A 13,606-nucleotide genomic window follows, 5' to 3' on the forward strand; every position below is an offset into this window, starting at 1 on the left:
TTATTCACTATTACTGCATGAATATGGATACATCCTAACCCAAGGACCGCCAACAGTGAAGACAAAATTACCGCCTTTTATTGAACTGTACCGCCAGTTAATCGCCACACCGTCGATCAGCGCAACCGATGCCGCACTGGATCAGAGTAATGAAACTTTAATCAATTTGCTGGCCGGCTGGTTCCGCGACCTCGGCTTCAGCGTTGAAGTGCAGCCGGTGCCCGGCACCCGCAATAAATTTAATATGCTGGCGCGTACCGGAAGCGGTGCGGGCGGCCTGCTGCTAGCAGGTCATACCGATACCGTTCCTTTTGACGATGGCCGCTGGACACGCGATCCCTTTACCCTGACCGAGCACGACAATAAGCTCTATGGCCTGGGCACGGCAGACATGAAAGGCTTCTTCGCCTTTATTCTCGATACGCTGCGCGATGTGGATGTCAGCACGCTGAGCAAGCCGCTCTATATCCTCGCTACGGCCGATGAAGAGACCACCATGGCTGGCGCCAAATATTTTTCTGAGTCGACGCAGCTGCGTCCCGACTGCGCCATCATCGGTGAACCAACCTCACTTAAACCGGTGCGTGCGCACAAAGGTCACCTGTCGAATGTGATCCGTATCGAGGGAAAATCGGGCCACTCCAGCGATCCCGCACGAGGCGTTAACGCCATTGAACTGATGCATGAGTCGATCACCCATCTGATGCAACTGCGCAATACGCTGCAGGAGCGTTATCACCATGACGGCTTTGCCATCCCCTATCCCACCATGAACTTCGGCCATATTCATGGCGGTGACGCCGCTAACCGTATCTGCGCCTGCTGTGAACTGCATATGGATATCCGTCCGCTGCCGGGCCTGTCGCTGAACGATCTCGATGGGCTACTGAACGAGGCGCTGGCACCGGTCAGTGCGCGCTGGCCGGGCCGTGTCACGGTTGCCGAGTTGCATCCGCCGATTCCTGGCTACGAATGTCCGGCAGATCATGAACTGGTCAGTGTGGTCGAGAAATTGCTGGGTATACCCACTGAGGTGGTGAACTACTGCACCGAAGCGCCTTTTATTCAGCAGCTCTGCCCAACGCTGGTACTGGGCCCGGGGTCGATTGAGCAGGCACATCAGCCAGACGAATTTATTGATACTGCATTTATTAAGCCGACAAGGGCGCTTATCAGTCAGGTTGTGCAGCATTTTTGCCACTGATTAACAGCAAATGGGGCATTTCACTGCATTAACAGTAAAATGCCCCTTCATTCTGCGGGATTTAGCAATAAGAATAACTTATCCCGCTTTGTTCCCGATAAATTCTACGAATTTCCGTTATTTAGCCACACCTTCAGCGCACTTTAACGCATTTGACGAACGCAACATTACGTGGCTAGATAAAAGACGATGTTATGCCCACCGGGTGATTATCCAGAGCGTTTCAGAATGTGGACAGGCGGCAACGGAGCCGGTTCCCTGTAGATTAGGGGGAACATGGCGTTGCTGATTTTTCTGCTGCCTGAAAGGTCGGGTGTAGAAGTTTTTCAAGACGATAAGGGTGTCAGGGTCCAATGAACGAACAATATTCCGCAATGCGAAGTAATGTCAGTATGCTCGGCAAACTGCTCGGGGATACGATTAAGGATGCACTGGGAGAGAACATCCTCGACCAGGTGGAAACCATCCGTAAGCTCTCCAAGTCATCCCGTGCAGGAAATGACACTCATCGTAAAGAACTGCTCAATACGCTGCAGAACCTCTCCAACGAGGAGCTTCTGCCGGTTGCACGCGCTTTTAGCCAGTTTCTGAACCTCACCAACGTGGCTGAGCAGTATCAGACCATCTCGCAAAGTGGCGAGGGTGAGAACCATCCCGAACTGCTGAAAAAGACCTTTGATACCCTGAAGCAGCAGAAAGATATCAGCGAAAGCGACATCCTTGCGGCCATTGAGTCGCTGTCGCTGGAACTGGTGCTGACGGCTCACCCGACTGAAATCACCCGCCGTACGCTGATTCACAAGCTGGTCGAAGTTAACAGCTGCCTGAAACAGCTCGATCACAGCGACGTCTCCGACTACGAACGCAACCAGATTATGCGCCGTCTGCGTCAGCTGGTGGCACAGGCGTGGCACACCGATGAGATCCGCAAATATCGTCCGACCCCTATCGACGAAGCCAAATGGGGCTTTGCCGTGGTGGAAAACAGCCTGTGGGAAGGCGTACCCGCTTTCCTGCGTGAGCTGAACGAGCAGGTAGAAGAGGCGTTCGGCATTAAGCTGCCGGTCGATTTCGTGCCGGTTCAGTTCACCTCATGGATGGGTGGCGACCGCGACGGTAACCCTAACGTTACGGCGGCGATTACCCGCCACGTTATGCAGCTGAGTCGCTGGAAAGCCACTGACCTGTTCCTGCGCGATATCGGCGTACTGATCTCTGAGTTGTCGATGTCAGAGTGCACTGAAGAGATCCGGGAACTCAGCGGCGATCCGGAAGCACTTGAACCTTATCGTATGATCCTGAAACGCCTGCGCAGCCAGTTAATGACTACCCAGTCATTCCTGGAACGCCGCCTGAAAGGTGAACGTCTGCCGCGCCCGGCCGATCTGCTGGTCTCCAACGATCAGCTGTGGGATCCGCTGTTTACCATCTATCAGTCACTGCAAAAGTGCGGCATGGGCATTATCGCCAACGGTCAGTTGCTTGATACGCTGCGCCGCGTGAAATGTTTCGGCGTGCCGCTGGTGCGTATCGATCTGCGTCAGGAGAGTACCCGTCACACCGAAGCGATTGCTGAAGTGACCCGCTATCTGGGCCTCGGCGATTATGAAAGCTGGTCCGAAGCGGACAAGCAGGCCTTCCTGATCCGTGAACTGAACTCCAAGCGTCCGCTGCTGCCTCGCAGCTGGGAGCCCAGCGATGAAACGCGTGAAGTGCTGGAGACCTGTCGCGTCGCGGCTGAAGCGCCACAGGGTTCTATCGCCGCCTATGTTATTTCCATGGCGAAAACCCCTTCTGACGTGCTGGCCGTGCATCTGCTGCTGAAAGAAGCAGGCATCGGCTATGCCATGCCGGTTGCACCGCTGTTTGAAACGCTTGATGACCTGAATAATGCCAATGACGTAATGAGCCAGCTGCTGAGCATCGACTGGTATCGCGGCTTAATTCAGGGCAAACAGATGGTGATGATTGGCTATTCTGACTCGGCGAAAGACGCCGGTGTGATGGCCGCCAGCTGGGCGCAATATCAGGCACAGGATGCCCTGATTAAAACCTGTGAGAAGGCCGGGATTTCACTGACACTGTTCCACGGACGCGGCGGCAGCATTGGCCGTGGTGGCGCACCCGCCCATGCAGCGCTGCTGTCGCAACCACCAGGCAGCCTGCGCGGCGGTCTGCGCGTGACCGAACAGGGCGAGATGATCCGCTTTAAATATGGTTTACCCGCCGTCACCATCGCCAGCCTGTCGCTCTACACCGGCGCAATTCTGGAAGCGAACCTGATGCCGCCGCCGGAGCCAAAACGCGAATGGCGCGACATTATGGATCAGCTCTCCGCCGACTCCTGTGCGATGTATCGCGGTTATGTGCGTGAAAATGCTGACTTCGTGCCCTATTTCCGCTCAGCGACACCAGAGCAGGAGCTGGGTAAATTACCGCTGGGCTCACGTCCCGCCAAGCGCCGACCTACCGGCGGCGTAGAGTCGCTGCGTGCGATTCCATGGATTTTCGCCTGGACGCAGAACCGTCTGATGCTGCCTGCGTGGCTGGGTGCCGGTGCGGCCCTGCAACAGGCGATGGCCGCCGGTCATCAGGATCAGCTGGAAGCGATGTGCCGCGACTGGCCATTCTTCTCTACCCGTCTGGGTATGCTGGAGATGGTATTCTCAAAAGCGGACCTGTGGCTGGCGGAATATTACGATCAGCGTCTGGTCGAGAAATCACTCTGGCCGCTGGGCAAACAGCTGCGCGATCAGCTTGATGCGGATATCAAAGCGGTACTGACCATTGCCAATGACTCACACCTGATGGCCGATCAGCCGTGGATTGCCGAGTCAATTGCACTGCGTAACGTCTATACCGATCCGCTCAACGTACTCCAGGCCGAACTGCTGCATCGTTCGCGCGCGCGGGAAGCGAATGGCGATGAACCGGATGCCCGCGTTGAGCAGGCGCTGATGGTGACCATTGCTGGTGTCGCGGCAGGCATGCGCAATACCGGTTAATGGTGGTGAGGTGCTGACGATCGCCAGCGCCGCCCTGCAGTAAAAACAAAAAAAGTCGGGACTCTCCCGACTTTTTTTATTGGCTGAAGCAGAGCGGTTAAGCCGCAGCAGCAGCAGGACGCACGCCCAGGGTGTGACAAATGGCGTAACTCATTTCGGCACGGTTCAGCGTGTAGAAATGGAAATCCTTCACCCCTTCGCGTGACAGGATTTTCACCATATCCATCGCGATATTGGCTCCCACCATTTTCCGCGTTTCCGGATCATCATCCAGACCGGCAAACATCGCGCTCATCCAGCCCGGCACGCGCACATTGGTCAGCGTGGCAAAGCGTTGCAGCTGTTTAAAGTTAGAGACCGGCAGAATGCCCGGCACAATTTCCACGTCAATGCCGGTCGCGACACAGCGATCGCGGAAACGCAGATAACTTTCAACGTCGAAGAAAAACTGGGTAATAGCCCGGTTGGCACCTGCATCGATTTTTCGCTTCAGGTTAATCAGATCGGCCTGGGCGCTTTTCGCTTCGGGATGGACTTCCGGATAGGCCGCAACCGAAATATCAAAATCACCCACCTCTTTCAGCAGCGAAACCAGATCGCTGCCGTACATTTCTGGCTTACCGCTGCCTGGGGGCAGATCGCCGCGCAGCGCCACAATGTGACGGATGCCGTTGTTCCAGTAATCCTGAGCGATGGTACGCAGTTCATCGCGCGTGGCATCGACACAGGTCAGATGGGGAGCAGCTTCCAGACCGGTGCGATCTTTAATGCCTTTGATAATGCTATGGGTGCGATCACGTTCACCTGAGTTCGCACCGTAGGTCACAGAAACGAATTTCGGTTTCAGACTGCTCAGGCGATCGATAGAGGTCCACAGGGTCTCTTCCATGTCGCTGGTACGAGGCGGAAAGAACTCAAATGAAACATTAATTTGCCCGTTCAGCTCAGCCAGGCTCTGGTTTAGCGCTTCGCGCTGATTGGCATGAAAGAAACTCATCCTGCACCCTCATCGATTAACAATCGGCCTGCGAACATCTACACGTTTAGACGTCCAGATGTTCAAAATGACGTAATCTGACTGTGCCGTCAACTTAAAAATGGTCAACAGTCGTGATCAATTTTCAATCAACATGAAGGCGATTCAACAGGGGAGCGATAACGCATTGAAAACAGGCGCCGAAGCGCCTGAGGAGGAGGAGTTACAGCAGTTGTGCGAGGCGATTAATATCTGACTGGATAGCGCCTGCGGTGACATCCCGGCCTGCGCCCGGTCCGCGGATCACCAGCGGATTATCGCGGTACCAGCGGCTCTCAATCGCAAAGACGTTGTCGCACGGCAGCAGTGAGGCCAGCGGATGTTCCGGACGCACCGCTTCAACACCTACGCGCGCCTTGCCGTTGGCATCAAACCGGGCAACGTAACGCAGCACCAGGTCCATCTCCTGCGCGGCTTCGAGCCGTTGCAGCATCTGCTCATTCAGCTCTTCGCCATTTTCAAAGAAGTGGTCGACAGATCCCTGCTGACAGTTACTGGGCACCAGCGATTCCACCCGCACCTGATCCGGCTCGATGTTGTAGCCTGCCTCACGCGCCAGGATAACCAGCTTGCGCATCACATCCTGACCCGAGAGATCGGCGCGCGGGTCGGGCTCGGTTAAACCCTGCTGCCAGGCCTGATCCACCAGCTCGGTAAAGGGCACCGTGCCATCAAACTGCAGGAACAGCCACGACAGCGTGCCGGAGAAGATCCCGCTGATCGCCAGGATGTTATCGCCGCTGTCGCGCAGATCGCGCACCGTATAGTTGATCGGCAAACCTGCGCCAACGGTGGCGTTATAGAGCCAGTGACGTCCGGTTTTGGTAAAGGCATCGCGGATCTGGCGCCAGGTCTGACTGTCAGACGCTCCCGCGACTTTATTGGCGCTGATAACGTGAAAACCGTGACTGGCGAAGTCGAGATACTGCTGCGCCAGCGGTGTGCTGGCAGTGACATCCAGCACCACCAGGTCATCAAACGGGTGAGCACGCATCCACAGGAACAGCGACTCTTCATCGCGCTCTACCGCTTCATCATCAAAGAAGGCGAGTGCCCGGCTGGCTTCCAGCCCGTCATAGCTCAGCAGGCTGCGACGGCTGTCCGCGACGCCCGCCAGCACAAATTCAAAGCCGGTTCGCGCTGACAGCGTTTCCTGATCGCGGGCAAACAGCTCCAGCCAGCGTGAACCAATATTGCCTTTGCCAAACAGCATCAGACCGATACGCTTTTCTGCCCGGAACAGCGACTGATGCAATCCCTGAATCAGATGCTGAGTCGGGCCGACGCGCAGCACTGCGACCACGCTGATGTGCTCTTCTGACTGCCAGATGAACTCAATTGGCTGATCCTTTAACTGCTGCCAGAAGCGATGGGTATGCAGCGGATTGCGGGTAACGCCTGCGCCAACCAGCGCCACCAGCGCCAGGCCGTCGCGCAGCTGCAGATGGCCCGGTAAACCGGCATCCTGAAGCAGCGTAAAGGCGCTGTTAACTACTTCAGCGGTGTAACAGAGCTGCAGCAGTTGACGATCGGGATGAACGCCAAACGCCAGCGGACGCAGCTGCGCGCGCTTCAGCAACAGGTCGATCTCTTTGTGCAGGATGGCGAAGTCATGCTGCTCTGGCAGCTGAATCTCAATCAGGCAAACATCATCATGGCTGGTGACGATACGCGCGCCCGTCCCGGAGGCCAGCACGCGCTCAATGCGGGTTGAGCCCTGCTCCGGCTGATAACTGCAGCGCAGTTGCAGGTCGATATCGCTGCCTGAAACCGGCTGCAGAGTCCGGGTGTGGAGAACCGGTGCAGCCAGGCGCGCCAGTTCGCTGGCTTCATCCAGCCTTAACAGCGGCAGCAGGCAGGCATCAGAGACTTTGCGGGGATCGGCACTGTAGACACCCGCCACATCGCTCCAGATGGTCACCCGTCCGACACCCGCCAGTGCGCCAATCTGCGTGGCAGAATAGTCGGAGCCGTTGCGGCCAAGCAGGACGGTTTCACCGGCGTCGTTGCGGCTGATAAATCCGGTCACCACGATGCGCTTATGCGGATGCTGCGCCAGTAAAGTCTGTAGCAGTGGCCAGGACTTCCCTTCATCTACCTGCGGTTGTGCGGCACGTTCAGCGCGCAGAAACTCACGCGCATCCAGCCAGCAGGCCTGAAGGTCACGCTGGCTCAGTACCGCTGACATCAGGCGTGCCGACCAGACTTCACCGTGACCGACCACTTCGGCATAGACCGCATCGGTGATCGGCGCATCCAGCAGTGCGGCCAGCTTTTCCAGATCACGGATAAACGCGGTGATTAAAGGTTCTGCGACCTCAGCAGGCAGCAGCGCACTGATCAGTTCGCTCTGGTAGCGCCGTAAGGCCTGTTGCACCTGATGCGCAGAGAGCCGATCGCTCTGGCTCAGCTTCAGCCAGCTAATCAGCTGGTTGGTGGTTGAGCCTGCCGCAGAGACCACCATCAGGTCGCCCGGCTGGCTGTAGTCCGCCATAATACCGGCAACGCGCTGATAGCAGCGCGCATCGGCCAGGCTGCTGCCGCCAAACTTATGCAACTGCCTGATGTTCGGCGTTCCCGCGCCTGCTGAAATCGTCATGCTTAACCCTCGGCTGCGACCCGGAATGCATTATCCAGATCGGCAATTAAATCTTCGTGATCTTCAATACCGACAGAAACCCGCAGCAGCGTATCGGAAATGCCCGCTGCCGCGCGTGCTTCTGCCGACATCCCCGCGTGCGTCATGGTGGCGGTATGGGAGATCAGACTCTCTACTCCGCCCAGCGATTCCGCCAGCGTAAATAGCTGCAGTGCTTTCAGGAAGCGACGCAGCAGCGCCTCATCACCGTCGACCTCGAAACTCAGCATCGCGCCAAAGCCGCGCTGCTGACGTACGGCATGTTCGTGTCCGGCGTTTTCCGGCAGCGAAGGATGATACAACTTTTTCACCAGTTTCTGCTGCTTCAGATACTCTACAATCGCGAGTGCGTTGCGTTGTGCGGCTGCAATCCGCGGTGAAAGCGTACGAATCCCGCGCAGCAGCAGATAACTGTCAAACGCTGCACCGGTCACACCAATGTTATTTGCCCACCAGGCCAGGTCGGTAGCGAGTTGCGGATCTTTGGCGATGACCGCGCCCGCCACGACATCGGAGTGACCATTAAGGTATTTGGTACAGGAGTGGATCACCAGGTCCGCACCCAGCGCCAGAGGATTCTGCAGCGCCGGACTCATAAAGGTGTTGTCCACCACGCTGATGGCACCCGCAGCACGCGCAGCGGCGCAAATCGCGCTGATATCTACCACGCGCAGCAGCGGATTGCTGGGGCTTTCAATCAGCACCAGTTTTGGGTTTTCATCCAGAGCGGCCTGCAGCGCTACCGGATCACCCTGATCGACAAATTTCACCCGATAGGCGCCGCGCTTGCTCAGGCTGTCAAACAGCCGATAGCTGCCGCCATAACAGTCATGTGGCGCGACCAGCAGATCGCCAGGCTTCAGAAACACCGTCGTGACCAGGTGAATCGCCGACATCCCGGTATTGGTTAATACCGCGCCTGCTCCCCCTTCCAGTTCTGCCAGCGTACGCTGTACGACATCACGAGTGGGGTTGCCACGACGGGAGTAGTCATGCGCACGAGGCTCATTGAAATCCAGGAAGTTATAGGTCGTAGAGAGGTGGATTGGCGGGACAACGCAGCCATATTGCTCGTCATCATTCAAACCGCTGCGCACTGCGATGGTTGCCGGTTTACGCGTCATGAGCGAATTGTTCCTGAAGAGTGAATAAAATGTAGGCCACAGGATATCACCCTCTAATTAGACGTCAATACATCTGGACATCTAAATGTCTTTGCGTATAGATTGAGCAAAACCGCAATAACCGCTAAAATTATGCGTCATCGCCTGGCGTTCCCCTCTGTGAGACAGAGGCAGTGAGCGAAGAAAACCCGCCATATCAGGGGTCAGGCAGGAAAAAATCAGGCATAATCCGCTGATTTCCTAACATTTAACGTTTATTAATTAAGGTAACCCATGGCTGAATGGAACGGCGAATATATCAGCCCGTACGCTGAGCACGGTAAGAAGAGCGAGCAGGTCAAGAAGATCACAGTATCTATCCCATTGAGCGTGCTGAAGATTTTAACGGATGAGCGTACCCGTCGTCAGGTGAACAACCTGCGTCACGCCACCAACAGCGAGCTGCTTTGCGAAGCCTTTTTACATGCCTTTACGGGCCAACCGCTGCCGGATGACGTCGACCTGCGCAAAGAGCGTAGTGATGAAATTCCGGAAGAAGCAAAAGCAATCATGCGCCAGATGGGTGTCGATCCGGATACCTGGGAGTATTGATCTTTCAGCCATAAAAAAACCCAGCCGAAGCTGGGTTTTTTCTTGCCGCCGAACCCGCAGGTTCAGGTGCCTTTTAATCTTATTTTTTAGCGCCTGGCACGCTGAAACGCTTGTTAAAGCGGTCAACACGGCCACCAGTTGCCACTTCACGCTGCTTACCGGTATAGAACGGGTGGCATTTGCCACAAACGTCCAGGTTCAGTTCGTGAGTCAGTGTTGAACGGGTGTGGATCTCGTTGCCGCAGGTACATTTGATAGTAACTGCTTCGTATTTCGGGTGAATACCTTGTTTCATGGGAAACCTCATTGAAGGCCGTGTCGCTCTCCGTGCCAGGCTTTAACCTGCACAGCACCACACGCGATTGAACATTATAGGGTGTACTCCGGCCAGATATTTCTCACCGAAGGCGGCATATTATACAGGTAAGTTTCGATTGCTGCAAATATCTGCTGAGATACCCGCCATCAGGGTCAGCGTGTACACTAGCTTCCCCGATCATTGAGCCGGAAAGAGAGAGTTATGCCCGTAGTCCAGGTCGCCCTGCCCGTCCCCTTGCCCCGCCTGTTTGATTATCTGCCGCCACAGGGCGCGCAGCCGGTCATTGGTGGTCGCGTGAGTGTGCCCTTTGGCAATCGCAGGATGATCGGGATTGTGGTCGCCTTTCGTGACAGCAGCGATCTGCCGGAAGCACAACTCAAGCGCGTGATCGAGGTACTGGATAGTGAATCCCTCTATCCGCCCTCGCTGTGGCGCATCCTTAACTGGGCCGCCAGCTATTATCATTCGCCGCAGGGAGAGGTACTGAGTCACGCTATTCCGGTACTGCTGCGTCAGGGCAAAGCGGCGCAGGACAATCCCTTATGGCGCTGGGAAATCACCGAGCAGGGTCGGGCGACTGCGCCGGAGAGTTTAAAGCGGGCACCGAAACAGCAGCAGGCGCTGGCTGCACTGCGGCAGCAACCGCTCTATCGTCATCAGGTCAGTGAACATGACCTCACGGATGCGACGCTGCAGGCGCTGCGCGCCAAAGGGTTATGCGAACTGCATGAGCATCAGCCGCAGATGCACGACTGGCGTACCACTTATGCCGTAAAAGGCGAACGTCTGCGGCTGAATACCGATCAGGCGATGGCCGTGGGTGCGATTCGGGCAGATGATGAACATTATGCAGCCTGGCTGCTGGCGGGCATCACGGGTTCAGGCAAAACCGAGGTTTACCTCAGCGTGCTGGAAAATGTGCTGGCACGCGGTAAACAGGCGCTGGTGCTGGTACCGGAGATTGGCCTGACCCCGCAAACTATCGCCCGTTTTCGCGAACGTTTTGATGCGCCCATTGATGTGCTGCACTCCGCATTAAATGACAGTGAGCGGCTGGCGGTCTGGTTACGTGCGCGGCGCGGCGAAACGGCGATTGTGATTGGCACCCGATCGGCGCTGTTTACGCCGCTGGCCCGTCCTGGCGTAATTATTATCGATGAAGAGCATGACAGCTCCTATAAACAGCAGGAAGGCTGGCGCTATCAGGCGCGCGATCTGGCCGTCTTCCGCGCACATGAAGAGGATATCCCGATTGTTATGGGATCGGCGACGCCCGCTCTGGAGACGCTGCACAATGTCCGCAGCGGCAAGTATCGCCAGCTCGACCTGACAAAACGTGCCGGCAATGCCAGACCGGCACTGCAACAGCTTATCGACTTAAAAGGCGTGCAGCTGATCGGCGGTCTGGCACCAGGCCTGATTGGTAAAATGCGCCAGCATCTGCAGGCCGATAATCAGGTGCTGCTGTTTCTTAACCGCCGCGGCTTTTCGCCCGCCCTGCTCTGTCATGATTGCGGCTGGATTGCTGAGTGTACCCGCTGTGACCGCTACTACACGCTGCATCAGCACCATCGCCAGCTACGCTGCCACCATTGCGACAGCCAGCGTCCGCTGCCTAATCAATGCCCGCAGTGTGGTTCAACCCATTTGCTACCGGTAGGCGTCGGGACTGAGCAACTGGAGCAGCAGCTCGGCACACTTTTCCCTGGCGTGCCGGTGTCGCGAATCGATCGTGATACCACCAGCCGCAAAGGTGCGCTGGAGCAGCATCTGGCTGACGTTCATCGCGGCGGTGCACGAATCCTTGTCGGCACCCAGATGCTGGCCAAAGGCCACCACTTCCCCGATGTTACGCTGGTGTCGCTGCTGGATGTCGATGGTGCGCTGTTCTCAGCCGATTTTCGTGCGGCGGAACGCTTTGCTCAGCTCTACACCCAGGTCGCCGGTCGTGCTGGCCGTGCCGGCAAACAGGGCGAGGTGTTGCTGCAGACTCACCATCCGGAACATCCGCTGCTGCAGACGCTGTTGCACCAGGGCTATTCGGCGTTCGCCCAGCAGGCATTGCTGGAGCGACAGGCAGTCCATCTGCCGCCCTGGAGCCGCCATGCGCTGTTCCGCGCTGAAGATATGGATAACCAGCAGGCAGCGGAATTCCTGCAACAACTCCGTAATTTGCTGGAGGCAAGCCCGCTGAACGATAAGGCGATGTGGTTTATGGGTCCGTTGCCTGCACTGCAGCCAAAACGCAGTGGACGCTGGCGCTGGCAACTGCTGCTGCAGCATCCCTCCCGGCAGCGTCTGCAACAGTTGCTGAGCAGTTCGTTGCCGCTGGTTTCAACACTGCCCGCGGCGCGCAAAGTGAAATGGACGCTGGATATCGACCCTACCGAGAGCTGATTTAAGCTGACACTGCGAGCCAGATCGAAAAATGTCGCATAAGTCACAATTTTTATGCAAATTAAGTAACAACCAGCCGGGCAATCGTTAACAATGTTGCCCGGTTTGCCTTCAGGTCAGGCAGAAACAGAATTGAACGCGCCATAACGCGTCAGGAGCATGTGTTGGAGCAGAATCAACAACCGCCCGCCGCCACGATGAAAGATGTTGCGGAACATGCGGGCGTCTCAACCGCCACCGTATCGCGTGCGCTGATGAATCCGGAGAAGGTTTCTGCGGCCACCCGCCAGAAAGTCGAGCAGGCGGTTGCCGCCGTCGGCTACGCGGCACATGGCCCCACGCGCAACGCCCGTCGTAATGAGACGCGTACCATCCTGGTCATTGTCCCTGACATCTGCGATCCCTTCTTTAGTGAAATCATCCGAGGCGTTGAAGTTACGGCAGCCGAAGAGGGCTATCTGGTGCTGATTGGTGACTGCGCGCATCAGAATCAGCAGGAGAGAACTTTTCTCAACCTGATGGTGACGCGACAGATCGATGGCATGGTGCTGCTCGGCTCAAAGTTGCCTTTTGATGCCAGCATTGATGAGCAACGCAACTTGCCGCCTATGGTAATGGCGAATGAGTTTGCGCCGGAAATGTCACTGCCCACTGTCCACATCGATAACCTGACCGCCGCATTTGAAGCGGTAAATCATTTACTGCAGTTGGGTCACACACATATCGCCTGTATCGCCGGGCCGGAAGAGATGCCGCTCTGCCAGTATCGTTTGCAGGGGTATGTCCAGGCGATGCGTCGCAGCGGGCTGACGGTCGATCCCACCTATATTGTGCGCGGTGACTTCACATTTGAAGCGGGCGTTGCCGCCATGAATCAGCTGATGACCCTGCCGCAACCGCCGCGCGCGCTCTTCTGCCACAGCGATATTATGGCACTTGGGGCGATGAATCAGGCCCGGCGCTGCGGACTGCGGATACCGGAGGATCTCTCTGTGGTCGGATTCGATGACATTGAGCTATCACGTTACTGCGAGCCGCCGCTGACCACGGTCACGCAGCCACGTTACCAGATAGGCCGGGAAGCGATGCTTCTGCTACTGGATGAGTTAAATGGCAAACGGGTCATCAGCGGATCGCGGCTGCTGGATGCCGGTTTAACCATTCGTGGCAGCACGGCGCGAGCAAAAAAGCGTGAAAAATAAGCGTATTTGTCTGATTTTTTCAGTAGATTCTTAAGGCGAACACTGCTGGTCAAAGTTCCGACCCTTAAGTAACATGGCGGACTCCTTGCC

General features: G+C 56.6%; 9 protein-coding genes. 5 read left to right on the top strand and 4 right to left on the bottom strand.

Annotated features, from left to right (window positions below):
• The first annotated feature begins 55 nt into the window (after positions 1 to 55).
• Both argE and ppc read left to right on the top strand, forming a co-directional pair.
• Positions 56 to 1,204, top strand: a complete 1,149-nt coding sequence (argE, locus tag ACVKSX_RS22365; protein WP_031292638.1) for an acetylornithine deacetylase — start codon at positions 56 to 58, stop codon at positions 1,202 to 1,204.
• A 353-nt stretch (positions 1,205 to 1,557) separates the two neighbouring features.
• A complete protein-coding gene (gene ppc, locus ACVKSX_RS22370; RefSeq protein ID WP_022624923.1) occupies positions 1,558 to 4,209 on the top strand; it encodes a phosphoenolpyruvate carboxylase in 2,652 nt (883 codons plus the stop codon).
• A 97-nt stretch (positions 4,210 to 4,306) separates the two neighbouring features.
• Here the strand turns inward: ppc and metF are convergent, their stop codons facing one another.
• From metF to metB, 3 genes are all read right to left on the bottom strand, one after another.
• A complete protein-coding gene (gene metF / locus ACVKSX_RS22375) occupies positions 4,307 to 5,206 on the bottom strand; it encodes a methylenetetrahydrofolate reductase (RefSeq protein WP_010258148.1) in 900 nt (299 codons plus the stop codon).
• 202 nt (positions 5,207 to 5,408) lie between these two features.
• On the bottom strand, positions 5,409 to 7,844 hold the full coding sequence (locus ACVKSX_RS22380; protein ID WP_354439575.1) for a bifunctional aspartate kinase/homoserine dehydrogenase II: 2,436 nt from the start codon (positions 7,842 to 7,844) through the stop codon (positions 5,409 to 5,411).
• 2 nt (positions 7,845 to 7,846) lie between these two features.
• Complete coding sequence (gene metB / locus ACVKSX_RS22385; RefSeq protein ID WP_022624922.1) at positions 7,847 to 9,007, bottom strand: cystathionine gamma-synthase; 1,161 nt, start codon at positions 9,005 to 9,007, stop codon at positions 7,847 to 7,849.
• A 273-nt stretch (positions 9,008 to 9,280) separates the two neighbouring features.
• Between metB and metJ the strand changes: the two genes are divergently transcribed.
• On the top strand, positions 9,281 to 9,598 hold the full coding sequence (metJ, locus tag ACVKSX_RS22390; RefSeq protein WP_009088019.1) for a met regulon transcriptional regulator MetJ: 318 nt from the start codon (positions 9,281 to 9,283) through the stop codon (positions 9,596 to 9,598).
• A 79-nt stretch (positions 9,599 to 9,677) separates the two neighbouring features.
• Here metJ and rpmE read toward each other — a convergent pair whose 3' ends face one another.
• A complete protein-coding gene (gene rpmE, locus ACVKSX_RS22395) occupies positions 9,678 to 9,893 on the bottom strand; it encodes a 50S ribosomal protein L31 (RefSeq protein ID WP_003851227.1) in 216 nt (71 codons plus the stop codon).
• A gap of 225 nt (positions 9,894 to 10,118) precedes the next feature.
• Between rpmE and priA the strand changes: the two genes are divergently transcribed.
• Entirely contained in the window at positions 10,119 to 12,314 is a 2,196-nt protein-coding gene (gene priA, locus ACVKSX_RS22400) for a primosomal protein N' (protein WP_250328053.1), read from the top strand.
• A gap of 164 nt (positions 12,315 to 12,478) precedes the next feature.
• Complete coding sequence (gene cytR, locus ACVKSX_RS22405) at positions 12,479 to 13,516, top strand: DNA-binding transcriptional regulator CytR (protein ID WP_010672069.1); 1,038 nt, start codon at positions 12,479 to 12,481, stop codon at positions 13,514 to 13,516.
• Positions 13,517 to 13,606: the final 90 nt, after the last annotated feature.

This window comes from Pantoea sp. PvP021 (assembly GCF_054056055.1).

Coding starts and splice junctions, on each gene's coding strand:
- ppc (WP_022624923.1), top strand. CDS start 1,558: ATGAACGAACAATATTCCGCAATGCGAAGTAATGTCAGTATGCTCGGC.
- metF (WP_010258148.1), bottom strand. CDS start 5,206: ATGAGTTTCTTTCATGCCAATCAGCGCGAAGCGCTAAACCAGAGCCTG.
- ACVKSX_RS22380 (WP_354439575.1), bottom strand. CDS start 7,844: ATGACGATTTCAGCAGGCGCGGGAACGCCGAACATCAGGCAGTTGCAT.
- metB (WP_022624922.1), bottom strand. CDS start 9,007: ATGACGCGTAAACCGGCAACCATCGCAGTGCGCAGCGGTTTGAATGAT.
- metJ (WP_009088019.1), top strand. CDS start 9,281: ATGGCTGAATGGAACGGCGAATATATCAGCCCGTACGCTGAGCACGGT.
- rpmE (WP_003851227.1), bottom strand. CDS start 9,893: ATGAAACAAGGTATTCACCCGAAATACGAAGCAGTTACTATCAAATGT.
- priA (WP_250328053.1), top strand. CDS start 10,119: ATGCCCGTAGTCCAGGTCGCCCTGCCCGTCCCCTTGCCCCGCCTGTTT.